This window comes from Paenibacillus thalictri, assembly GCF_004307995.1.
GTDB lineage: Bacteria > Bacillota > Bacilli > Paenibacillales > NBRC-103111 > Paenibacillus_AF > Paenibacillus_AF thalictri.
Genome location: NZ_SIRE01000007.1, coordinates 1 through 24512 on the forward strand (window position 1 = coordinate 1; position 24512 = coordinate 24512).

15 protein-coding genes are annotated in these 24512 nt (G+C 56.0%); 13 read left to right on the forward strand and 2 right to left on the reverse strand.

The features are described 5' to 3' along the window. Nucleotides 1-461, forward strand: a 461-nt coding sequence (locus EYB31_RS40160; RefSeq protein ID WP_206105452.1) for a hypothetical protein, incomplete at its 5' end; no start/stop codon positions are given. Between the two features lie 774 nt (nt 462-1235). Here the strand turns inward: EYB31_RS40160 and EYB31_RS10520 are convergent. Together EYB31_RS10520 and EYB31_RS10530 are read right to left on the reverse strand one after the other, a co-directional pair. Next, complete coding sequence (locus tag EYB31_RS10520; RefSeq protein ID WP_131013284.1) at nt 1236-1673, reverse strand: MarR family winged helix-turn-helix transcriptional regulator; 438 nt, start codon at nt 1671-1673, stop codon at nt 1236-1238. A 243-nt stretch (nt 1674-1916) separates the two neighbouring features. Beyond that, complete coding sequence (locus tag EYB31_RS10530; RefSeq protein ID WP_131013286.1) at nt 1917-3122, reverse strand: MFS transporter; 1206 nt, start codon at nt 3120-3122, stop codon at nt 1917-1919. Between the two features lie 264 nt (nt 3123-3386). Between EYB31_RS10530 and EYB31_RS10535 the strand changes: the two genes are divergently transcribed. From EYB31_RS10535 to EYB31_RS10590, 12 genes are all read left to right on the forward strand, one after another. Beyond that, on the forward strand, nt 3387-4967 hold the full coding sequence (locus EYB31_RS10535; RefSeq protein WP_131013287.1) for a type 2 periplasmic-binding domain-containing protein: 1581 nt from the start codon (nt 3387-3389) through the stop codon (nt 4965-4967). A gap of 28 nt (nt 4968-4995) precedes the next feature. Further along, nucleotides 4996-7323 carry a helix-turn-helix domain-containing protein gene (locus tag EYB31_RS10540; RefSeq protein ID WP_131013288.1) on the forward strand — a complete coding sequence of 776 codons (2328 nt, stop codon included), beginning with the start codon at nt 4996-4998 and terminating at the stop codon, nt 7321-7323. A gap of 12 nt (nt 7324-7335) precedes the next feature. After that, nucleotides 7336-8424 carry a mandelate racemase/muconate lactonizing enzyme family protein gene (locus EYB31_RS10545; protein ID WP_131013289.1) on the forward strand — a complete coding sequence of 363 codons (1089 nt, stop codon included), beginning with the start codon at nt 7336-7338 and terminating at the stop codon, nt 8422-8424. A 9-nt stretch (nt 8425-8433) separates the two neighbouring features. Further along, on the forward strand, nt 8434-9618 hold the full coding sequence (locus EYB31_RS10550; protein ID WP_131013290.1) for an iron-containing alcohol dehydrogenase: 1185 nt from the start codon (nt 8434-8436) through the stop codon (nt 9616-9618). 15 nt (nt 9619-9633) lie between these two features. Then, the gene (locus EYB31_RS10555; RefSeq protein ID WP_131013291.1) at nt 9634-12462 is read left to right on the forward strand and encodes a hypothetical protein; all 2829 of its coding nucleotides are present in this window, start codon (nt 9634-9636) and stop codon (nt 12460-12462) included. Nucleotides 12463-12628: 166 nt separating this feature from the next. Next, nucleotides 12629-13585, forward strand: a complete 957-nt coding sequence (locus EYB31_RS10560; RefSeq protein WP_131013292.1) for an ABC transporter permease — start codon at nt 12629-12631, stop codon at nt 13583-13585. Between the two features lie 14 nt (nt 13586-13599). Continuing rightward, entirely contained in the window at nt 13600-14481 is an 882-nt protein-coding gene (locus tag EYB31_RS10565) for a carbohydrate ABC transporter permease (RefSeq protein WP_131013293.1), read from the forward strand. A 54-nt stretch (nt 14482-14535) separates the two neighbouring features. Further along, a complete protein-coding gene (locus EYB31_RS10570; protein ID WP_131013294.1) occupies nt 14536-15603 on the forward strand; it encodes an amidohydrolase family protein in 1068 nt (355 codons plus the stop codon). Nucleotides 15604-15742: 139 nt separating this feature from the next. Next, nucleotides 15743-16234 (forward strand): Rieske (2Fe-2S) protein, encoded by a 492-nt coding sequence (locus EYB31_RS10575; protein WP_131013295.1) that lies wholly within the window; start codon nt 15743-15745, stop codon nt 16232-16234. Nucleotides 16235-16294: 60 nt separating this feature from the next. Continuing rightward, the gene (locus EYB31_RS10580; RefSeq protein WP_131013296.1) at nt 16295-18472 is read left to right on the forward strand and encodes an alpha-amylase family protein; all 2178 of its coding nucleotides are present in this window, start codon (nt 16295-16297) and stop codon (nt 18470-18472) included. Between the two features lie 55 nt (nt 18473-18527). After that, the gene (locus EYB31_RS10585; RefSeq protein ID WP_131013297.1) at nt 18528-20120 is read left to right on the forward strand and encodes a type 2 periplasmic-binding domain-containing protein; all 1593 of its coding nucleotides are present in this window, start codon (nt 18528-18530) and stop codon (nt 20118-20120) included. A 336-nt stretch (nt 20121-20456) separates the two neighbouring features. Beyond that, entirely contained in the window at nt 20457-24356 is a 3900-nt protein-coding gene (locus tag EYB31_RS10590) for an S-layer homology domain-containing protein (protein ID WP_131013298.1), read from the forward strand. Nucleotides 24357-24512: the final 156 nt, after the last annotated feature.

Consider the following 24512-nt stretch of genomic DNA (forward strand, 5'->3'; position numbering starts at 1 on the left):
CCGAGCGGCCCGGCGCCTCGCCGGCTGCGGCGCCTGCCGCTGCGCCGCCGCCGGTCTCGGCGTCCGGGCAGCTGAAGCAGCTCGGCCCGGACGCCGAAGTGCTCGCCGGCTGGAGCCGCTTCCTGCTGGCCGAGCCGGAGCGGCTGCAGCTGCCCGCCGTGCTGGAGCTCGGCGCAGTCGAGCTGGCGCAGGGCTTTACGCTGCTGACCGCGGGCGCGGAGCTGGCCGGCGCCTACGGCGCCTACGTGAAAAGCCGCTACGCCGGCAGCGTGCTGCCCGTCGGCTACAGCAACGGCCTGCTCGGCTACATCTGCACGCGGGACCAGCTGTCGGAAGGCGGCTACGAGGCCGCCGATTTCATTTATTATTTCGGGCTGCCGGCTCCGCTTGCTTCGGAAACCGAAGAGACGGTATGCGCGGCGATCGATGATGTGCTTCACGAACAATTTGGCGCGAAATAAACTTAAAGCAGTTAATCTCGGAGTTTATGTTCATGGACGTAAATGCTGCGGAAGATCGGCAGATGACGGAGCGCAATTTTATCGGCTATGTAACGAGGGCCGACTGTATCGTCACGGTCCGACGCTAAAGGACAGGGGCGTACTTATTTGGCAAAAAAGCCGAGGTTATCATTTTTAACGGACAGGGGCGCGCTTATTCACTCAAAAAGTCAGGGAAACCACAGGCGCTAGACAGAATAAGACCCCTGATGTCCATTACATTTGGCAAACCCCCGATTTTGTTTAAATTGCGTCGCTCATGTCCGTTAGAGGGGGCGTGCTGATCGCATATTGGGTTATGCACAATGAATTGACGATCTCAGCTGAGGCCCGTTAAAGGAAATTAGGCAGGCTGATCGCATATTGGGCTATGTGCACAATGAATTGACAGCCTCAGCCGAGGTCCGTTAAAGCAAATTAGGCGTATCCGCCATCAACTACCTGAAAGTAACTCAGGATCGATCTACTAGGTGCCGGCCGAACGTCCGATTGCCGGCGGCGTTCTGGCGTCGCTTGCATTTAAGCTGCAGTTTCTCTGATTCGCCACCCATTTGATACGCATCGTGTGAAATGTAAACAAACATGCATGATCCCGCTAACACCGTTACATAACTTGTCCCGCCAAAAGCTTCGTAAAGACGGGCGATGGGCGGGACAAAGCGGTCATGCTTATCTTGATTATAGCCGGGCAAGCAGCTCAAGTTTTCTTCTTTAGCGATTCTCTAACGATCCGGTTTACCGGTAAGTGTTAATGCTTTTATCTCCCATGTTTACAGCCAGATGGTGGAGCCTGGTCTCCAGCTCCAAAATTTCCGCGGAAGAGAACCCTTTGAAACATTTTTCCACAATATCAAATGCCTCGTATCGTTTAATATCCTCAACAATCCGCAATGCATTGGGCGTGGGGACGACCAGCTTGACCCGCCCGTCCCGCGGGCTTTCGTATTGCTCGATCCAGCCGTTCGTGACAAGACTTTCTATCGTTCGCGTCAAACAAGCGGAAGTGATGCCGAATTTCAACTGCAGCACACGTTGTTCCGTCTCTCCGTTTTTGGCGAGAAATTCGATGATATCGAATTGAGTTAACGTAATGTCATATTTTTGCAGCCGTTCGTCGAGGTATTTCCTTGTGGCGAGAAAAGCTCTTTTTAACTCAAATAGTATGGCATGCATTGAATTTAGCCCCCTAATAGGCTGTTATATGATAACGCTTCCAATCGTTGCTCAGCCTTTGTTTTTATTATAAAATAACGACTTTGCCGCTGAATAGTATAATCAATTAATTTTTGTGTAAAGTTTAACAATTTTATAAAGTTGTTAAGCGAATCTTGCGCATAAGGCGGCCAAATTTTCCAACGCGCGCGATCCCAAGCGCGCGTTGCGGCGCTGCGCGGCGGTTGGTCCAACCCCAAAAGTCTACAGCTCCAGCGGACGGCCTGTCTGCGGTTTGACAAAATAAAAGTAAAATCCCCCGGCTACCGCCAGCGATATGATAAAACAAGTCACCCATGGCAGCCAAGCCGCGCCGATGCCGCTTCCCGCATCGTAAAGCCAACCGCCGAGTGAAGTGCTCAGCGCGCCGCCGACCGCCATGGCATACCCGTTGAACCCGTAATAAGAAGCCAGCTTGTCCGGCGGCGCAAAAGAAGGAATTACATCAAGCAGCAGCGGTGCTGCGACCATTGTTCCCAGCGCAAACAGCACGGAGCAAGCGCACATCAGAACGATGCCGCTCACCGAGCCGAACAGCAGCAGTCCAAGTCCCATCAGCAGCGATCCGGCGCCAATAAGCATAAAACGGTTGGCAAACCGTTCCGTATACCGGGTCACCCGCAGCTGCAGGACGATCACGGATATCGAAACCGCCGCATAGATGTAAGCTACGCTGGACGGATCGCCCGTCGCGAGCGCCGCCGCTTTTGGTATGGTCAAGTAAAGCTGCATGTACAGAAAATAATAACCGATCAGCACGAGGGTGTAGATGACAAACGGGACATCCCTTACAATTTGATGAATGTCCTGCACGAAATTTTGGCGGTGAATGTCCACTTCCAGCGGTTTAAGACGGATCATCACAAAAAAAGCCATCGCGAAATAGATGATCCCCGCCGTAATCGATAAATATTTAAAATCAAGCGTCAGCAGTACGCTGCCAAGCAGCGATGAGGCGATCATTGCGATGTTGACCAGCATATTTTTGAAGGAAAACAGCGATTTGCGCTGATCTTGAGGGGTCAGTTTGGCGAAAGCGGCCTGGAAAGCAGGTTCGAACAAAGCGCCGCCAAGTCCGGATAACACCGCGCTTGCAAAGAACTGCCAAATCTCGCCGCAAAAAGCAAAAGAGCAAAATCCGACCGAGCGCAGCAGCAGCCCCGCAATCAGCGTAGGTTTGCAGCCCAATCTGTCGGCGACCAGCCCTCCGAGAAAGGTCACGCCTTGCTGCGACATCTGCCGGACGCCCAGCAGCAGTCCCGTTAATGCAAGTGACCAGCCGAAGCTGCCCGTTAAATAGATGCTCAAATAAGGGATAAACGAATAGAAGCCCAAATTGACAAAAAGCAGCGCAGCAAGCAGCACCTTGGTGTCCGGCGGAGCAGTCTTCCATATTCCGTAAGCGTTCATTGTTGATGCCTCCTAAGAACTTTGCTTTAGCAAAGTTCGCTTCGAAAGATTATGCTTTGAACTTTGCTTCCATACTCATTATGCCAAAACGTACGCCCAATCGGTAACGGACATTTTTGTGCCAACCGGACAAAATTTGATCTGACGGCAGCCGGATCCTTAACGGACAAAATCTGTCGCTTACTTGCCGTCCCGGTACATTTTAAAATGAAAGCGTTATCCTGTAAAGTTTAACCTATTTTACGAATTGGGGGGAGTGTTGAAATGAAGAACTTGTTGCAAAAGCGCCTTAGCTGCTCGGTGGCATCCGTTCTTGTGATCGGCATGCTGGCGGGATGCTCGGGAGGGGCCGCGCCTGCGGCAGGCGGGAAAGACAATAATCCGAAACCGGCCGACGCCAAGCCGGCTGAGGCCAAACCTGCGGACAATAAGCCCGCGGAGCCTTTGAAGCTTCAAATGATGGTGCCGTCGTTTGCCGACGTGCCCAACATGAACGACGAATATTGGTCCGAATGGCAGAAAAAAACGAACACCAAGCTGGACGTGGAATGGATTCCTTCCGGAGACTACGATACGAAATTCGATTTGGTGCTCGCATCGGGCAATCTTCCGGAAATTATTGTCGCCCAATCGGCAACAAGGCCCACTTTGCTTAACGCCATCAAACAAGGAGCGTTTTGGGATTTAAGCCCGATCCTCGGCGATTTCAGCAAATACCCCAACTTGAAAAACAACAGCGAAGGCAACGTATGGAATTATATGAAAGTGGACGGCAAAATTTACGGGATTCCCCGCAACCGTCCGCTGATCGACCTGGGTATCAAAATGCGCAAGGATTGGCTGGATAAGCTGAACATTCCGATTCCGAAGACGATGGACGAATACGGAGCCGCTCTAAAAAAGATCGTCGACAGCGATCCGGACGGCAACGGCAAAAACGATACGATCGGCTTGCTCGGACACGGCTTCCTGCTGGCTGACGGCGACGGCTCGCTGCTGGCGGCGTTTGGCGGATTAGACCCGATTTTTGATAAAGAAGGCGGGCTGATCAAAGAAAATATGACGCCGCAGTACACCGACATGCTCGTATGGCTGCGCAAGCTGTACGCCGACGGCGTGCTGGCGAAAGAGTTTTCCGCTATTAAGAAAACGCAGGCCGAAGAAATGTTTGCGACGGGCAAGGCGGCTTCGTACGTGCGCAACATTTGGCGCGATTACACGTGGGAACAAGATATTAAGAAAGTTCAGCCCGATGCCAATGTCATCACTTTGCCGCCGATGAAAGGTCCGGGAGGCGTCAGTGTGCAGCTTGCCACGCCGTTCTTCGGAGCCATGTACATTTCCAAAAAGGTGCCGGAAGCCAAGGTGCGCCAGATTCTCGACTACATGGAAAAGACAACAACGATGGAGTATACCGACTTTAACTATTTCGGCATCGAAGGCGTGCATCATAAGAAAGTGGACGGCCAGCCGGTGTTAACCGATCTTGGGGTGAAGCAGGTTACGACCAACGCCAACCAAGTATTTGCCTTGGCCTTCAACAACAAAATGAAGGTGATGAACCCGGCCGCGCCTAAAGCGTACAACGACGCCAAGCTGAAGGAAACCGAGGTGTTCGCTCAAGTCGGCAAGCTGAACATATTCAGCATTGTCCCTTCCGATACATGGACGAATATATGGCCGAAGTTCGAGAAAGAATGGCAATCCATGGCGACCAAAGCGATTGTCGGACAAATTACGATGGACGAATATAAAGCGTATGTCGACAAGCTTAATGCATCTCCCGACTTTAAGAAGGCATATCAGGAGTTTGCCAAAGCGTACAAGGAATATTTTAAAAAATAAAGCCTGAAACACGTAATTAGGGGGGCCTATGGAAAATTGGCTGCTGAAGGTGCTGCGTTTACGGGGGGCGAAACCGCTCGGACAAAGGAAGTATTTGCACAAGCTGATTTGGCTTGGCTGTATTTCCGTGTGCATACCGGTCATACTCGCAAGCGTAGTATATTATCAGTTTTCCATGAACCGGGTCAAACAGCAAATTGCCAAAGAAAGCGATGCCGCGCTGATGATGATGAAAGACAGAGCGGAGCGTGTGCTGCAAGGTATTGAGCAGGACTCGCTGCAGTTGGCTGTTGGCCCGGAGCTTACCGATTTTTTCAATCATCAGGCGCAGGACAACAGTTTGATTTGGCACCGGAATTTCCTGGACCGCATCGCACTTGTGAAATACGGCAACAGCTTTATCGACGAACTTTATTATTACAGTCCCGCCGAAGAAGTCGTATTGTCCAATCGTTACGGGGCGATATCCAAAGATTCGTACAAACATTCCGCGGATATCGATCTGCTGCTGAAGGAAGGCAAGCTGTCGCAATGGGCGTATTTGCCGGCCGGCCAAAAGGACGGCATGGTCACCTTTGCCCGCATGCTGCCTGTCATTGGCGGCAGCACACCGCAAGGGGTGCTTGGCATCGAAATCGACGTGTCGGCGTTTACGGGTATGCTGGAGGCCGGCACCTTTGTGCTGCCGCAAGGCTCGGAGCTGCTTATCGCCAATTACCAGAAGCTGCAGGATGAGGCGAAGCTGAACAATCAAGAGCTGAGCGGTTTGCTTGCAGGGCTGCCGGCAATTGCCCAGATCCGTTCGTCGGACAAAGGGGCGGACCGTTTTTTTGCGGAAGGGCTTGGCGGAGAACACGCGGAGTTCCTTTATTTAAAAAACGTTTACGGCCGAACCTACATCACGGTGATTCCGGAGCAATTGATTGCCGGCCAACTGATTTGGATTCGCGTCGGCACCATACTTATCTTATCTTTTTTGCTCGTTTTGGGCATCATGTTGACTTATTTTATTACTAAGCGAGCCTATAACCCGATTGAGCAGTTGTTCCGCCACAGCAGAGAGCTGAGTTTCGGCTCTATTTCTTCAAAGGAAGACGAATTCGACTTTATTAAGGAATGTCTGGATTTTCTGAACAAAGAGACGAAGAAACTAGGAAGTTATATGGAAAAAATCGAACCGACCCTCAGGGAAAAATGCATCCAGCAGCTTCTCGGCGGGGATTATTCGCGGTACGAACCGCTGCTTCGGGAGTGCGAGGAATACGGAATTTCCACTTCATCGACAACGGTCGCGCTGGCGGCGGAAGCCGAAAATTTGACCAAAGACAAGCGGTTTCTTCCCGAAGATAAAGGGATCATCGCATTTGTGATCGCCAATGTGATGCAGGAAATATTGCAGCAAAACGAGGCGTTTACCGGTTACGCGGTGCCTTATCAGGGCCGGGGGGTGGCGCTTCTCCAGTTTCCGCACGATAAGACGGTGACATATATGAGCGAGCAGACGTTGCGTTATGCGGAAGCGGTACGTGTCTCCTTAAAGAAGGCGCTGTCGTTTGAGGTGTCCGTTGGCATAGGACGGTTCTACGCGCATGTGGCCGACGTGCCGGTTTCGTACAAAGAGGCGGATTTGGCGCTGCAATACCGCGTGTACAGGGAGGCCGACCGCATTCTCTATATTGAAGAACTTGAGCATGCCAAAAAGCAGGCCACACTGAAGTATCCGCGCCAGCTGGAACATGAGATGCTGAACGCGCTCGAAAACGGGGATGTGCATAACGCAGCGGCATGTTTGGCGCAATTCGCCGATGCGATGCGCGAATCGGAATCGTATGTGTTTATTTATCAAAGCTACCATATGCTGCTTTCCGCCGCGATCGCTTCGCTGGAGCAGCATGGGGGCAGTATCGCCGATATTGTGGAGCATAATTTATTCGGCCAGCTCAAAGATAAATTAACTTCCAAAGAAATTTACGATTGGTTTGAGGAAACGGTGTTTCCGCTGTACAAGTGGCTGACCGAAAATTACCGCAGCGATGCGGCGCAAACGCTGATTCAACGGGTCTGCCGGCATATCCGGCAGCATTGCGGCGACGATGTGTCTCTGGTGCAATGCGCGGACATGGTTGGAGTGAGCCCGTCGTATTTAAGCCGGCTTTTCAAGAAGGAAACCGGTATGAACTTTCTGGATTTTGTCGTGGAATGCAAGGTGGAAGAGGCTAAAAAGCTGCTGACGCAAACCGATCAAACGGTCAGCGATATTGCCGAGGCGGTAGGCTACTCGGAAAGAAACTTAAGCCGGATTTTTCAACGGCTGACCAAAATGACGCCAAGCACGTTCAGATCAAAACATCGGTAAAGGGAGAGAGCCATGAATATAAAAAGCATAGAAACCTTCAGCACACGCAACATCTGTATCGTCCGGGTGAAAACGGAGGATGGAGCGGAAGGGATCGGGCAAATCGCCCCTTATCACGCCAATATTTCCGCGCTTGTGCTTCACCAGCAAATCGCGCCTCAAGCCCTCGGCAAAGATGCGGAGCGCATTGAGCAACTGGTGGATGCGATTGTCACGGCTGAACATAAATTTCCCGGCTCTTACGTATGCCGCGCCGTCGGAGGGCTCGATACCGCGCTGTGGGATTTGAAAGGAAAACGGCTCGGGCAAAGCGTTTGCGAGCTGATCGGAGGGAAACCACGTGCGATTGAGGTATACGGCTCCAGCATGAAGCGGGACATCTTGCCCGAGGACGAAGCGGAGAGGCTGAAGCGGCTGCAGGACAAACACGGTTTTAAGGCGTTTAAATTCCGCATCGCTAATAATTTCGGCAACGATGTGGACGTTTATCCCGGCCGTACCGAGCAGATCGTGCCGGCTGTGCGCAAAGCGCTTGGCGACGGTACGCTGCTGTACGTCGATGCGAACAGCGGTTTCACCCCCGGCCGGGCGATCGAGGTGGGCAAGATGCTGGAGCAGCACGGCGTTGTGCATTACGAGGAGCCGTGTCCGTACCCGCAGCTCGAATGGACGAAACAGGTGACGGACGCGCTTAACCTTAATGTGACCGGCGGGGAACAGGATACCGATCTGGTGCAGTTTCAGCGGATGATTTCGATGCATGCCGTCGATATCGTGCAGCCGGATATTTGTTATATCGGGGGGCTCAGCAGAGCGCTTGAAGTCGCGCGTATGGCGCAGAAAGCGGGAATACCCTGCACGCCGCATGCCGCGAACCTGTCGATGGTGACCGTGTTTACGATGCATATGGCGGCTGCGATACCAAATGCCGGACGGTTTATGGAGTTTACCGTCGAATCGGACTCTTGGGCAAATGAGCTGTTTACATCGCGTTTTGAGGTGCGTGATGGCAGAATTACGGTCCCCGACGCTCCGGGCTGGGGTGTAACGGTGCGCCCGGAATGGCTGGAAAAAGCCGAATACCGGATCAGTCAATTATAAGGAGGCGCCATGGAGCAGCCTATTCATCAACTGCTAATGCCGGCAAAAGTCATATATGGCCCGGATGCGCTCCGGGAATTGGGCGGCGCGGCCTCGGCATACGGCACTAAAGCGCTGCTTGTCAGCGATCCGGTGATGCTGAATAACGGCGTCGTGCAAAGGTGCGTCTCCCTTCTCGAAGCGGCTTCGGTGACGTGCGCCGTCTATGCTGAAGTTGTGACGGAACCGACGCATCTGTATGTGGAAGATGCGCTTGCGATATGCCGTGAACACAGATGCGACGTCGTTGTGGCTGTCGGCGGCGGCAGCTGTCTGGACACCGCCAAAGCGGTGGCTGTCATGATGCGCAACGACGGTTTTATCGGCGACTACCGGCATAAGCGCTTCGAGCGGGCGGCGCTGCCGCTGATCGCCGTCCCGACGACGGGAGGCACCGGATCGGAAATGACCAAAGTGACGGTTATTACCGATACGCGAACGGACGAAAAGCTGATGATTTCACAGCCCGAGCTGCTTCCCTGTGTGGCGCTGGTCGACCCGTTGCTCACGGTATCGTGTCCGCCGCACATTACGGCCGCAACCGGCATTGATGCGCTGTCGCACGCCCTTGAGGCTTATTTATCGAAAAAAGCACACCCGGCGACGGATGCGCTTGCGCTTAGCGCGGCCCGGCACATAACGGCGAATTTGCCGGAAGCTTACCGCAACGGCGCGAGCGTGCCGGCTCGCACGGAGATGATGATCGGCTCCATGCTGGCGGGAGCGGCTTTCTCCAACGCCTCGGTCGCCTTGGTGCACGGGATGTCCCGGCCGATCGGCGCGCTGTTCCATGTGCCGCATGGCATTTCCAACGCGATGCTGCTCCCTGCCGTGCTGGAATACAGCCTGCCGGAAGCAGCGTCACGGCTCGCCGGCATCGGTCAAGCGATGTTGCCCGAGCTGATCGGGAAAGGGCTTACCGACAGGCAGCTGGCGGAAGCGGCGATCGGCCGGATCAAAGAATGGTGCGTGTTGATGAATATTCCGAACTTGCGCGGCTGGGGTATTGAGCGTGAGCGTTATGAAAGCCTGCTCGGCAAGATGGCCGATGATGCCATAGCCAGCGGCAGTCCGGCAAATCATCCGAAACCGGTGACCCGGGAAGAGATTATCCGGTTATACATGCTGATTTACGACTATGAATTCAAACATTAAGGGAGGGACTATACGATGTCAAACATAACTTCAGCTTTAACCGCAGTATGGAAACTGGTGAGAACGGAGAGTGATACCGCAGCGTTTCATGAATCCGTGGATTGGGCGATCGGACATTTGACCGGCGTTTGCAGCGCCAAAGGCATTGCGCTGCTGGGAGAGGAAGCTGCACCCGGCGGCTCCGCCGAATTTACCTTGACGTTTGCGGGAGGTGACGTGAACGCTGTCAGCGATGCGCTTGAGCACGCTGGACTTACATTAGGCGAAACGGAATCGTTCGCCCTGATTCCCGAACGGGCCGAAGGGCCAGCGGGGCTGCTTGCCGCAGGCGCGGATGACAGGGGCCTGATGTATGCGATTCTGGAAATCGCCGACATCGTTAAGCATGCGGACTCTCCACTGGATGCGCTGCGCGGCATCAGCCCGCTGGCGCAGCGGCCCGCATCGCCGGTGCGCAGCATTAACCGGCTGTTTGTGAGCGAAGCGGAGGATAAGCCGTGGTTTTACGATCCGGCGTTCTGGAGCGAATATTTGACAGAGCTGGCGACACACCGGTTCAACCGGTTTCATTTGGCGCTGGGCATGGGGTACGATTACGGCCACGATCCGGGCGTTCACGATAACTATTTCTGTTTTGCCTACCCGTATTTTCTGCAGGTTCCGGGTTACGAGGTATGCGTGAAGGAGCTGCCGGAAGGGGAAGCGCAGCGCAATTTGGCGGCACTGCAGCTGATTAGCGAAGAGGCCCGCCGCAGAGGCATTCACTTCCAGCTTGGCATATGGACGCATGCGTACGATCCGAGCGAAAGCCCAAATGCGAAATATACGATTGAAGGCGTTCACCGGCAAAATCATGCCGAATACTGCAGGGACGGGCTGAGCGCCCTGCTGGAAGCATGCCCGCTTATCGACGGCGTGACGATCCGCACGCATTACGAAGGCGGCATTCCCGAGCCGGCGCATGAGTTCTGGGCTGTTGTTTTTTCCGGGATTGAACAAAGCGGCCGGAAGGTGGAGCTGGACCTGCACTCCAAAGGCGTCGACGAGCAAATGCTGGGCGTTGCTGTCGATACCGGCCTGCCGGTTGTCGTGTCGCCGAAATATTGGGCGGAGCATATGGGGCCGCCTTACCATCAGGCGGCGATCCGGCCGCTGGAGCTGCCGGTAACCGATACCGAGCGGCCCGATCTGATGGCGATTACCGCCACTTACCGGCGGTTTACCCGCTACGGTTATGCCGATTTCCTCAGGGAGGACCGCAAGCACGACGTGCTTTACCGCATTTGGCCGGGGACGCAGCGGGTGCTGCTGTGGGGCGATCCGGAGATGGCCGCGGGATACGGCCGCTTAGGCACATTTTGCGGCGCGCTTGGCGTCGAGTTGTGCGAGCCGCTGACGTTTAAGGGGCGCAAAGGTTCGGGTTCGCCGGGAGGTCGGGATTCTTATGCCGACGGATCGCTGGCTTTGAACGGCGCCGATTGGAAAAAATACGCCTACAGCTACCGGCTGTGGGGCCGGCTGCTGTACAACCCCGACGCCGATCCGAGCGGCTGGCGGCGGTATTTGGCCGCCGAATTCGGCGCTGCCGCAGCACCCGGCTGCGAGGCCGCGCTTGCCGTAGCCAGCCGGATTTTGCCGCTGCTGACGGCGGCGCACCTGCCTTCGGCGGCGAACAACCATTTTTGGCCGGAAATGTACGCCAATTTGCCGATCGTCAATATGGGCGAGCGCTCGCAATACGCGTTTGATACGCCGGCTCCGGCGACGTTTGGCGCGGTTAGCCCGCTGGATCCGGCGCTGTTTTACCGCATCGAGGATTACGCCGACGAAGTCGTGCGCGGCGCTGGCTTGAGCGGCAAATATACGCCGCTGGAGGTCGCCGGCCAGTTGGAGGCTTGGGCGGAGACGGCTCTGGCGCAGCTTGGCGAAGCGGCTGCAGCACTGGGCGAAGAGCGCGAGCTTAACGCAGCTTGGCGGCGCCTGGCCGTCGATGCGGCGATGCTGGCCGAGTTGGGCCGCTTTTTCGCAGAGAAGCTGCGGGCGGGCGTCGCATATGCCATATACGAAAGAACAAGCAGCGAAAGCAAGCTGCATGAGGCGGTGGCGCGTTACAAAGCGGCAAAAGCGGCCTGGCAGCGGCTGGCGGCCACGGCAAGCGGCGTGTACCGCGACGACATCACGTTTGGGTACGTGCCGTACATGCGGGGGCATTGGGCCGATCGTCTGCCGGACATCGAAGCGGATATCGCCGCGATGGAACGCCTGCTGGCGGGAGCGCCGGCAGAGCGGGAAGCTGCGGCAGGCATTGCCGCTGATGCGGGCACGGAAGCCGCAAGCGTACAGGCCGGCGGAACGTCGGCCGGCTCTGGAGCGGGTGCGCGCACAGCTAGCGGCGCGAACGCCTTCGGCGTAGCAGCGCCTGCCGGTTCGCCGGCAAGCGCCTATGCCGGCGCAGCCGCTGGCTCGTCCGACGCTCAGCCGGCGCATGCCGCCAGAGCGCAGCTGCAGGCGCAGCCGCTCGGCCATGACGCCCCCGCCGCGTACCGCCGGGGCGAAGCGATCCCGCTTCGCGTGACGGCGGGCGAAAGCGTCGCAGCGGTCCGGCTCCATTACCGGCTGGTGCACCAAGCGCAGCCGTATAAACTGGCGGACATGGCGGCCTCCGGCGGCGGTGAGTTTTCCGCGGAAATTCCCGCGGATGATACCGATTCGCCGTATCCGGTGATGTACTTTTTCGAGCTGGTCGGCACGGGCGGAGAAACCTGGCTTTCGCCGGGCTTTAACGAGACGTTTTCCAATCAGCCGTATTATGTCGTCCGTCAGACCGCTGCCGGCAGAATTTGAACCGATTCTCTTAAATGCCTCTGAAGAGCGGCTATGCCGGAGCACGCCGCAATCGTCCGCAATCGTAGTCTGTGATGCATCGCTGGATGTATCATGACCGCGTCGGTTCTCCGGCATAACGGCTCATTGCAAGTTATCCATCGAAATCGGAAAGGTGCTGGTCCTGATGCCGCCCACGTCCACTGTGCTGGCCAAAACAAAAACCAAGCAGCGGGAAAAGTCCCGCCTGCTTGTCCGCATACTGCAGCACAAATATATGTATTTGCTGGCTTTGCCGGGTATCGCTTATTTTATATTGTTCAAATTTGTGCCGATGTGGGGGCTTATCATCGCTTTTATGAAATACAACCCGTACGTCGGCATACTCGGCAGCGAGTGGATCGGCATGAAAAACTTCGCCGAGCTGTTCACCGACAATAATTTTTATTTGATGCTGCGCAATACGTTTGCGATCAATATCTTTGGGCTTGTGTTTATGTTTCCGCTGCCGATCGTGCTGGCGCTGATGCTGAACGAGGTGCGGCATGAGGTATTTAAGCGGGTCAACCAATCCATCGTGTATTTGCCGCATTTTCTTTCCTGGGTTGTCGTGGCGAGCATGACCTTCTTTATCTTGTCTTCGGATGTCGGCATCGTCAACAAGCTGATCGTCGGGGCGGGCCACGAGCGTGTCGCCTTTTTGTCCAACCCGAATTATTTCTGGGGACTCATCACCGCGCAAAACATGTGGAAGGAGGCCGGTTGGGGCACAATCATCTTCCTCGCGGCTATGGCCGGCGTCGATCCGCAGCGTTACGAAGCGGCCGTTGTAGACGGAGCCAGCCGGTGGCGGCAGATTTGGCATATTACGCTGCCGGCGATTCGCCCCACGATCATCATTTTGCTCATTCTCCGGCTTGGCCATATGGCCGACGTCGGCTTCGAGCAGGTGCTGCTGATGACCAACCCGCTTGTCATGTCGGTGTCGGAAGTATTTGATACGTACGCTTACACGATCGGCATTCTCAAAGGCCAAGTCAGCGTTGGCGTCACCGTCGGCATGTTTAAGGGAGTCGTTGGCCTTGTGCTTGTGCTGGCTTCCAACTATATCGTCAAAAAACTCGGGCACGACGGCATTTATTAGGAAGGTGATCAGGTATGAGTCTCGTAAGCACCAAACGGCTGACGTTGTTTGATTGGGTCAATTATTCGCTGCTGGCGCTTATTTCGCTGGCCTGCGTATTCCCGTTTATTTACGTGTTCAGCGTATCCTTTACGGACCCGAAGGCGTATATCCCGCTTAAATTTTATTTGTTCCCCGATCAGTGGTCGCTGGCCGCCTACAAGTACATTTTATCGACGAACAGCTTTCTGAACGCGCTGAAAAGTACGGTGTTTATTACTTTGATCGGAACGGCGCTGAGCATCGTCACCTCGTTTACTTTCGCTTACGCGCTGACCCGCAAGACGATGCCGGGGCGTTCGATTATGCTTGGCGCGGTCGTCTTTACTTTGGTATTTAACGCCGGCATTTTGCCAAGTTATATTCTAATCAAATCGCTGGGCCTGCTTAATTCGCACTGGTCGCTTATTTGGCCGAGCTTGACGAACGCCTGGAGCCTCATCGTGATCAAAAGTTTTCTCGAATCGCTGCCTTCGGAGCTGGAGGATTCGGCGCGCATCGACGGCTGCTCCGATATCGGGGTATTTCTGCGTATCGTCATTCCGCTGTCGATGCCTGCGATCGCCGCATTTGTGCTGTTTTTTGCGGTAACGTATTGGAATACGTATTTTAACGCGTTGATTTATTTATCGGATTCGAAAAAGTGGACCCTGCAGGTGCTCGTCAAAACGCTGGTCATCGATTCCGACTCGACAGGGGTCGGCCAGGCGGGAGCGGGCGGCGACGATCGGATTGTGCCGCAGGAAACGATCCGCATGGCGTCGATTATGCTGGCGATGGCGCCGATTTTGGCGGTATATCCGTTTTTGCAGAAACATTTTGCCAAAGGGGTTATGTTAGGTTCGATCAAGGGCTGACGGGCCGACGGGCAAGCAGGTATGTCTTTTGAAAATACGGACGGAGGCGATCTTATGGGCTCGAATGAAAAAGTGCGCGGCAAAAGCGGCATCATCGACTGCGATGTGCATGTGTATCCGAAAAGCATGGAAGAGCTGAAGCGATACATGCAGGAGCCGTGGCGCGACAGGCATAAGCCGATGGGAAGAGGCTTCTACGAAAATCCGGTGCACGGCAGCCGCCTGGATGCCAAACCGCCCGGAGGCGGGGGGCCGGGAACCGACCCGGCATTTCTGCGAGAGCAGCTGATCGAGGAATACGGGATCGATCACGCTATTTTGCTGCCGCGGGCTTTCTGCAACATGCATCCCGATCCGGACTATGCCGCGGCGATTGCCGCCGCTTATAACGATTGGCTCGCGGACACGTGGCTGGGTCGTTATAACGAAGACGGCGTGTTTAAAGGTTCGATCACGATTGCTCACCAGGATCCGGCGTTAGCGGCGAAAGAAATCGACCGCTGGGCCGGACATCCGCATTTTGTGCAGGTGATGACCGACTCGGGGGCGCGCGCTCCGTTTGGACAGCGGCAGTATTATCCGATCTATGAAGCATGCGAGCGGGGCGGGTTTCCTTTTGCCATTCATCCCGGCACGGACGGCATGGGCATTAACGAGCAGCCTTCCCCGGGCTATCCGACCCATTATATCGAGTGGCACACATGTTTGTCGCTCAGCTTTCAGGCGCACCTGGTCAGCTTTATTACCGAAGGCGTATTCGAGCGGTTCCCCGGTTTTAAGGTCGTGCTGGTGGAAGGCGGCGTTGCTTGGCTGCCGGCATTGATGTGGCGGCTTGACGCCGAATATAAAGGGCTGCGTTACGAGGTGCCGTGGCTGACGAAAAAACCAAGCGAATATTTGCGAGACCATGTGCGCATCACCTCCCAGCCGATTGAACGGCCGGACAACGACGCGTATTTGCTGCAAACGCTGGAGATGATGGATGCCCGGCATTTGCTGATGTTTGCCAGCGATTATCCGCATTGGGATTTCGATTCGCCGACGCGGGCGTTTCCGAAGCTGCCCGAGCTGCTGCACAGCCGTATTTTCTCGGAGAATGCAAGAGAGCTGTACGGTTTGTGAAGGCCGTAACACGGCAATAAACCAGGCTGTCATGTAAGCTGTAAATCGGCACTATGCATCGAAGCCGTATAGTAGGCAGCGTATCGTGCTGCGCATCAAGCAACTTTTTAGCGTACGAACTTAAAGGAGGGAGCGCGCATTGTCCAGACACATTATCGGAAAAGCAAGCGATTTGCCTCCGGGCGAGCGCACCATCGTTACGGCAGAGAATCGTTCGATCGGCGTTTTTAACGTCAACGGGACGTATTACGCTTTGCGCAACAGCTGTCCTCACCAAGGGGCTCCCTTGTGCAAAGGGCACGTAACCGGCATGACGCTTGCAGCGCCGCCCGGACAGTACCGGTACGGGCGTCAGGACGAGATTTTGCGCTGTCCGTGGCACGGCTGGGAGTTCGATTTAACAAGCGGCAAGTCGATCTACGATCCGCATCGCTGCTTGGTGAAAACGTATGACGTGACGGTGGAACGGACGCAGGCCGCGGCGGGAGCGCCGGAGCCGGTCGCTGCCGGGCCGGCAGCGGAAGGTGGCGCTGTTCAAACGGCTGCCGCGAGCGATCCGGACGGCGAAGAGGCCCGGGTCGATACTTATCCGGTTACCGTGGAAGACGGCTGGATCGTTGTGCACGTTTAGAGTCAAGAGGCGGATAAGAGCCGGCAAGGCATGACATGTACGAAAAGGAGCGCGACCTAAATGAGCGAAAATAGCATAAGCGGCACGTATGCAACCGGCAAGCCGGTTGCGGCCCCGATTCCCTGGTACCGCCGGACTTTCCGCTGGGGGCAGACCAACTTGACGGAAATGGATCCCGTGTATTGCGATATGGAGTGGTGGAAGCGGTATTGGCGCGATACGCGGGTTCAAGGCATCATCGTTAATGCAGGCGGCATCGTTGCGTATTACCCAAGCTCAATTAAGCTGCATTACCGCGCGGCAGGATTGGGAGACCGCGATTTGTACGGCGAGTTTTCCACGGAAGCCAGAAAAGCCGGCCTGACGGTGTTGGCTCGAATGGACATTAACCGGGCCACGCAGGACTTTTACGACGCGCATCCGGATTGCTTTGTCGTTAACGGCAAGGGAGAGCCGCTGATGGCGGACGGCCGTTATTTTTCCTGCGTCAACAGCGATTATTACAAAACGTACATTCCCGAAGTGCTGAAGGAAATCATTGCGCTTTACAAGCCGGACGGCTTTACCGACAACAGCTGGACTGGCGTGTCGCGCCAACATATATGCCATTGCGGCAGCTGCCGCAGCAAATTTAAACAATACGCGGGCCTGGAGCTTCCGGCCGCGGCGGATTGGAACGATCCCGGCTATCGGCAGTGGATCAAGTGGAGCTACCAATGCCGTATGGAAAATTGGGATTTGTTTAACCGGGTGACCCGGGAATTCGGCGGGCCGGATTGTCTATGGCTGGGCATGGTTAACGCCAATCCGGTGAAAACCCACGCCTCCTTTTGCGATTTGAAGGAAGTCGGCGAACGATCGCAGGTTATGATGTGCGACCATCAATCCAGGGATCCGTTAAACGGCTTCGAACAGAACAGCCTGAACGGTCAGTTACTGCATGGAGTGGCCGGCTGGGATGCGCTTATTCCGGAGAGCATGGCGAATTATATCCGCGGTGTGCGCAGCTTTCGCCAAGGCAGCAACCCTCCTGCGGAAACTAGGTTATGGATGATCGAAGGGATGGCTGGGGGCATTTCGCCATGGTTTCACCATGTCGGCGGGGTTCAGGAAGACCGTCGGCAGTTCGGCAACATGCCGCCGCTCATGCAATGGCATGAGGCCAACGAAACATATTTGTACAACCGTCAGCCGGTTTCGAATATCGGTCTTGTGTGGAGTCAGGAGAATACGGAATTTTACGGGCGCGCCGACGCCGACGAAAACGTCGCGCTGCCGTGGCACGGCTTTGTCAAAGCGCTCAAGCGGGCGCGGATTCCTTTTATCCCGGTGCATGCCGATCATATCGCCCGAGACGCCGCTCGTTTGGATGTGCTGATTTTGCCCGATCTGGCGGCCATGAGCGACTCGCAATGCGAGGCGGTGCGGCGTTTCGCCGAGTCCGGCGGACATCTAGTGTTTACCGGCGCAACGGGAACGCTGGACGAGTGGGGAGAAAAACGCGAATTTTTCCCGCTTGAAGCCGTAACCGGGATTGCGCATTCGCATCAAACGGAAGGAGCGGCAGGCAAGCAATCGTCCGATTGGGCTTTTTTTGACACGCATAATTACATCAGGCTGCCGGACCTTGATGAACGCCATGAGGTGCTGAACGGCTTCGAGCAGACGGATATTTTGCCCTTCGGCGGTAAGCTTCAGCGGGTCCAAGCTGCGGATTGGCTGAACGCGGCAGCGACTTACATTCCGTCGTATCCGATTTATCCGCCGGAGTTCAGCTGGGTCAGAGAGCAGCGCACGGATATCCCGGTCATGCTGGCCGGCGAAAATCCCTTTGGCGGCCGGATATTTTATTTTGCTGGCGACATAGACCGCTGTTATGGCCGTACCTATTTGCCGGATCTTGGGGATTTGCTCGCCGGGGCTGTCAAATGGGCCTCCGCCGGTACGATGCCGCTGAAAGTGGAGGGCCCGGGGTACCTGGATTGCCAATTATACCGGCAGACCGGTCGGTTGATCGTTCATGTGGTCAATTTGAGCGGTACCCAGCAAACAGCGGGTTATGTGGAGGATTATTTGCCCGTCGGCCCGATTACCGTTTCCGTCAAGCTGGACGGATCCGAACCGGCCTGCGCGGCGATGAAGGTGAGCGGCCTGGAAGTCAAGCCGGTGATCGCGGACGGCTGGGCGACGGTACGGCTCGACACGCTGACGGACCATGAAATGATCATATTGGAATGACCGCAATGATCAAACGGGAAAAACGTTGAAAATCGGGCAAAGGAGAGGGATTGCCATGACGGATGTGGGAAAAGGCAAATGGCATTGGCGTAAAATGGCGCATTGGGCGCTTGGCGTAAGCTGCGCTGCGGCACTTGCCGCCAGCGGGTGTTCCGCCGGAAATGGCGGCAGCTCCCAGCCGCAGGCGGGAACGGGGAACCCGTCCGCTCAGGCGACGGCTAAGGAGACTGCCAAAGAAACCGCCGCCGAGGCCGGAAAGCCGCTGCAAATTCAAATTTTCGGCGGGTTGTACAACGAAATGCCGGATATGAACAACGCCTTCTGGGCGGAATGGCAGAAGCGGCTGAACGTAAAGCTTGACGCCAACTGGGTTCCTTCCGGCGACGTCATCACCAAGCTGGACTTGGTGCTTGCATCGGGCGATCTCCCTGAAGTCATCGCCTACCCGAACCAAGGTTTGACGGTATCGATGATCAACGCGGTGCGCAACGGCGCGTTCTGGGATTTGACGCCTTTTCTGGGCGACCTGAGCCAATACCCGAATTTGAAAAACAACACGCCTCCCAATTGGCAAAAATTCCTGTCCGTCGACGGCAAAATATACGCCCTGCCGCGCTCCCGCTCGCTGATCGACAATTCGGTCAACATCCGCAAGGACTGGCTGGATAAGCTGGGCATACCGGTGCCCGCGACGATCGATGAATACCGCAATGCGCTTAAAGCAATCGCAAACGGGGACCCGGACGGCAACGGGAAAAAAGATACGATGGGCATTGTCGGCATCAACGAAGGGGTTAGTCCGTTCGAAGCGGCCTTCGGCGCGTTCGCGCCGCATTACGACAGCGAGGGCGGGCTCGTTTGGCATGAGCTGACGGGAGAATACACTTCCTTGGTCGAGTGGCTGCGCGGCCTCTATTCCGACGGCAGTCTGCCGAAGGAATTTATGACGATGAAAAGAACGCAGATGGAAGAAGCGATCGGCACCGGCAAAGCGGCCACGTATATCCGGAGCACGAGGTACCATTACGATTTTGAAGTGCAGGCCAAAAAGGTGCAGCCCGAGGCTAAAATCATCGGGTTACCTCCTCTAAAAGGCCCGGGCGGTTATGCGGCGGATTTGTCCACCGGCGTCAACGGCGGGATTTTTATCTCGAAAAAGGTGCCTGAAGCGAAGGTCAAGCAGATGCTGAAATATTTTGATGCGACGGCCTCTCAGGAAATGACCGACTTCGGCTACAGCGGGGTGGAAGGCGTTCATTATAAAGTCGTGGGCGGCGAGAAGGTGCCAACTGAGCTGTCGATTAAAGAGGTAAATACGACAAGCCTTGGCGCCGGCGTTTTCGCCTACGTCAAGTGGGGAAAGGTTGACAATCCCGGAGCGCCGAAGGAAGCAAACGAGCAAAAGCGCAAAGAAGTGGCCGATTATGAGAAGCTCGGCGTCTATAACATTTTTACATGGCTCATATCTAATACGTGGGTGAACACGTGGCCGAAATATTCCAGCGAATGGAACGCGATGATGACTAAGGCGATCGTCGGACAAATTTCCATGGACGAATATAAAACGTATGTCGCCAAACTCAACAATCTTCCTGAATTTAAGACGGCTTACAAAGAATTTGCCAAGGCGTACAGCTATTATAAGTGACGGGACTGCGGACGACGATTGCCGGATGAATGCTGCAGAGCCGTGAAAAAGCGATTGATATATTGGCGTTGGAGAACCGGAGTTGAGACTTCCGGTTCTTTTTATTTTATACGACCGGCATATTTCCAGAGGTGACGGTTATCGTCAGCAGCGGATGCTATCCGGCTTCCGAGTACACGTCCCGGGCTTGCCTGGCGGTGGTCGAACCCTAGACCTATGGAAATTTTGTGAATTTTACGCTACTTTTGGAATGAGCTTGTATCCATCGCGGCGCTGATGCGATACACTTTTATAACAAGCTAACAACATATTTTTGGGAGAAAAGAAGGTAGAGAGATGAGGAGAGCAGGTTACGTTTTCTCGGCAGTTGTTGCCGCAGTCGTTATTGTGCTTCTTGGTTCATTGCAAATAACGCATGCGGCGGATTTTCCGGCGACAGGCGGTTATGAGCAGGTTACGGTGACGGGCGTTGCGGCGGACGCGACGCTGCAATTGGGACAAGGCGCTCAAATATTGGATACGCAGATAGCTTCAGGAACGTCTTTTACGTTTACCAATGTAGAGCCGGGAATCGAATATTATGTCATTCAAACCGCAGGCGGCGTAGTGACTTCGTCCAATATGGTAACGGTCAATCCGGCCGCCGTCAACGCCACGGGAGGTGCGGGATATATCGATGTGACCGGCGGCAAACAGGGTCGCACGTTAACGTTATACCGCGTTGCGGGAAACGAAGTGGCGGCCACGTATACGCTGGCGGCAGGTGAAACCGGCCACCGGTTCGATAATCTCGCGGGTACGTTTTATGTCGTTCAATCGGTTAATTCGCTTGACAGCCAAGGCTCCGCATTTGCCGTTGCAGTGCCTAAAGCGCTGACTGTAAGCGGCGGGATCGGTTATGTCGACGCAAGCGGCGGTACGCCGGGCGTCAGCATGCGCCTGATGCGGGTGTCGGACAATACGCAGACCGCTTCGTATACGCTTGGAGCGGCGGAAACCAGCCATCGGTTTGAAAGCGTGGCCGGCGTATTTTATATCATTCAAACCTCCGTGGACAACGTGCAGGACGGAGGTTCGACGTGGGCTACGGCAACGCCGCCGCAAGTAACCGCAATTGGCAGCGCAAGCGGACAGGTCAGCGTGACCGGCGCCATGCCGGGCGCAGCGCTGACGTTGTATTACGGTGCGGCGCAGCAAACGACCGGGACGGCCGACGGCGCGGGCGGCTACACGTTTACCGGCCTGCAGCCGGGGACCGGCTATTCGGTTACGCAGACGGTAGATTCGGTCACGGGGGCGGCTTCGGCTGCGGTTACCGTAACGCCGGCTGCGCCTGCCGCTGTCGGCGGGGCGATGAGCTTAACGGTGTCCGGCTTAACCGGCGGCGCGCAGCTGAAGCTGTATCAAGTCGGGACGCCAACTCCGCTGGTTTCCGCAACGGCCGGTGTGGCGGATACGGAGTACACGTTTACGAACGTACAGCCGGGTTTTAACTATTACGCAACGCAGACGGTTGGCGGTGTGGAAAGCGTCAACACGAACTGGGTTACGGTGAAACCGGATGTGGTTGCGGTGAGCGGCGGCAGCGGCTATATCGATGTGTCGGGCGCACTTTCGGGCGCAACGCTGCAGTTGTACCGCACGCCTTCGGCTTACATCGCTTCGCACACATTAAGCGTTGCCGAAACGACGTACCGCTTTAGCGGCATTGCCGGCGAATATTACGTCATTCAAAACAAAAACGGCGCGGAAAGCCTCGCTTCTTCGTTTGCTACAGCTACGCCTCCCGCTTTCACTCTTACGGGCGGCGCCGGGTATCTCGACGTCAGCGGCGCGATGCCGGGGGGAACGGTTAAGCTGTATTTGCTGCCGAGTATTTTGGACGACCAAGCTACATTGACGGTGACCGATTCGGCGTACCGTTTCAACGGGAAAGCGGGTGTTTATTATGCGATACAAACGGTAAACGGCACGGACAGTCCGGCTACTCCGTTTGCCACGGCTACCCCGCTGGCGGTCACGTTGTCCGGCGGTGTGGAAAGCGTAACGGTGTCCGGCGCGACGCCAGGCTCGAAGCTGAAGCTGTACGTAGGCTCCAGCCAAACCGCCGAAGGCGTGGCGGACTCCGGCGGGGCATACCGTTTCACAGGCATTGCCGCAGGAATGAACTATTACGTTACACAAACGGTTCATGATGTTGAGGGGCTTGCTTCCAACACTGTGACGGTGTCTCCCGGCGGCTTCGGAGCTATCGGCGCAATCGGTCAGGTGCAGGTGACGGGAGCGGCCAAGGGAGCGCTGCTCAAGCTGTACCGCGGACAAGCGGAGCTTACCGCTTCCTTCACGCTGCAGGGCGACGACACGGCTTATACGTTTACCGGCGTAACGCCCGGCTTTGATTATTATGTGACCCAGACGGTCGGCGGTGTGGAAAGTTTAGGGACTTCCTTTGTTGTTGTCGATCCCGCTCCAGGGGGATTGGCGGCACGCGGCGGAGTCAACACCGTAGAAGTTGCGGGCGCATCGGCCGGGGCGATGCTGTCGCTGTATAACGGTTCGGGCCAAGCGGTGGCGAGCCGACAGGCGTCCGTTACCGGCGCAACGTACGGCGCGGTATTCAGTCCGGTGCAGCCGGGTGTCGGGTACTACGTCGTACAGACGATCGGCGGCATTCCCGGAGCGCCTTCCAACACCGTTACCGTAAAACCGGAAGCCGTCTCGGCCGGCGCAGGGTATTTCCGCATCTCCGTGACGGGCGCAAGCCCGGCGGCGGAAGTGAAGTTGTACCGCGAGGGAACTGCGCTTGCTTCCGGCATTGCCGACACGCTGGGAAGTTATGTGTTTGCTCCGGTGGCTGCGGGCGGCAATTATACGGTAACACAAACCGTATACGGCGCCGAAAGCGATCCAACCGGCGCTTTAACAGTCATCTTTTATTCATCGTCTTCCTCTTCGAACGCGCAACCGGACCAGACAAGCGGTTCGGAGCAAACGGCTGGCGGCGATTCGGCTGCGAATGCGGACGATGAACTTGCTTCCGCGCGGCAAACGAAAGAGGACGGCCAAAATGTTGTCACTATGACGGTCGATCCGCTTAAGCTGGACGAACGGTTGAAGACGGGCGACGGCACGGTCATTACGCTGACGACGACCGGCGGCGCGGACAAGGTTGTCGGTGTTTTGAACGCACAGATGATCAAAAATATGGAAAACCGCAACGCGGTGCTCGAAATCCGCACGGACAACGCGGTGTACACACTTCCGGCGGCGGCGCTGCATATCGAGCATATTGCGGATCAGGTAGATGGGGCTGCGCCGCTTGCGGCAATTGAAGTTTCCGTTGTCATCGGCAAAAGCGGCGAAGCCGCGCAGCAGCGTTTGGCGGAGCAAGCCGGCCAGAATGGCTGGACTGTCGCCGCTCCGCCGGTTGACTTTACGATGTATGCCAGCTTGGGCGTGGCGAAAGTGGAGATCGGCCGCTTTGACCAGTACGTCACGCGCAGCTTAGCGCTTCCGGCCGGAACCGATCCGGCGAAAATAACGACCGGCGTTGTGCTTGAAGCGGACGGATCGGTACGTCACGTTCCTACCAAGGTGGAAAAACACGGTGAAACCTACTATGCCTTGATCAACAGCTTGACCAACAGCTCGTATGCGGTCATCTGGAATCCGAAGTCGTTTACCGACGTATCCGGCCATTGGTCCAAGCAGGCGGTTGACGATATGGGCTCACGGCTAGTTGTTGCCGGAGTCAGCGACACCAGCTTCGCCCCTGACCGCTCGGTCACAAGAGGCGAGTTTGCCGCGATCGTGGCGCGTGCGCTTGGACTCGGCTCGGCGGGCGCCGCTTCCGGCAAGTTCAGCGATGTGCCGGAAAGCCACTGGGCGCAGCGGTACGGGCAGGCTGCTTACGAATATAGGCTCATCGACGGATACCCGGACGGCACGTTCCGGCCGGAGCAAACGATCACGCGCAGCGAGGCGTTTGTCATCGTCCACCGCGCGATGACACTGACCGGTCTGCTTTCCAAGCTGAGCGACGGTTTGTCCGGCCAGCTTGACGGCTTCGCCGACAGCGGCGAAATCCGGCCGTGGGCGCGCGATGCGGCTGCAGCCGTGCTGGCTGGCGGCGTCTTCGAAGGCGACGGCGGTCAGCTCAATCCATCGGCCGAGCTGACCCGGGCGCAGAGCGCTGCGGCAATGCTGCGGCTGCTGAAGCAATCCGGTTTGATTTAACGAGATGATATGGCAATAGCTGCTTAAACTGCATAAAGGCCCCTTCGTGAACGGGAGAGCGAAGCTCCCCCGATCGCGAGGGGGCTTTTTTGCCGGTCACGTCTTTTTTGCATCCAAATCGTTCACTTATCTTCTTGTTCGTAAAATAATGAACCA

Bases quoted from the DNA above. Each gene is read 5' to 3' on its own strand.
- EYB31_RS10520 (WP_131013284.1), bottom strand. From the start codon at position 1,673: ATGCATGCCATACTATTTGAGTTAAAAAGAGCTTTTCTCGCCACAAGG.
- EYB31_RS10530 (WP_131013286.1), bottom strand. From the start codon at position 3,122: ATGAACGCTTACGGAATATGGAAGACTGCTCCGCCGGACACCAAGGTG.
- EYB31_RS10535 (WP_131013287.1), top strand. From the start codon at position 3,387: ATGAAGAACTTGTTGCAAAAGCGCCTTAGCTGCTCGGTGGCATCCGTT.
- EYB31_RS10540 (WP_131013288.1), top strand. From the start codon at position 4,996: ATGGAAAATTGGCTGCTGAAGGTGCTGCGTTTACGGGGGGCGAAACCG.
- EYB31_RS10545 (WP_131013289.1), top strand. From the start codon at position 7,336: ATGAATATAAAAAGCATAGAAACCTTCAGCACACGCAACATCTGTATC.
- EYB31_RS10550 (WP_131013290.1), top strand. From the start codon at position 8,434: ATGGAGCAGCCTATTCATCAACTGCTAATGCCGGCAAAAGTCATATAT.
- EYB31_RS10555 (WP_131013291.1), top strand. From the start codon at position 9,634: ATGTCAAACATAACTTCAGCTTTAACCGCAGTATGGAAACTGGTGAGA.
- EYB31_RS10560 (WP_131013292.1), top strand. From the start codon at position 12,629: ATGCCGCCCACGTCCACTGTGCTGGCCAAAACAAAAACCAAGCAGCGG.
- EYB31_RS10565 (WP_131013293.1), top strand. From the start codon at position 13,600: ATGAGTCTCGTAAGCACCAAACGGCTGACGTTGTTTGATTGGGTCAAT.
- EYB31_RS10570 (WP_131013294.1), top strand. From the start codon at position 14,536: ATGGGCTCGAATGAAAAAGTGCGCGGCAAAAGCGGCATCATCGACTGC.
- EYB31_RS10580 (WP_131013296.1), top strand. From the start codon at position 16,295: ATGAGCGAAAATAGCATAAGCGGCACGTATGCAACCGGCAAGCCGGTT.
- EYB31_RS10585 (WP_131013297.1), top strand. From the start codon at position 18,528: ATGACGGATGTGGGAAAAGGCAAATGGCATTGGCGTAAAATGGCGCAT.
- EYB31_RS10590 (WP_131013298.1), top strand. From the start codon at position 20,457: ATGAGGAGAGCAGGTTACGTTTTCTCGGCAGTTGTTGCCGCAGTCGTT.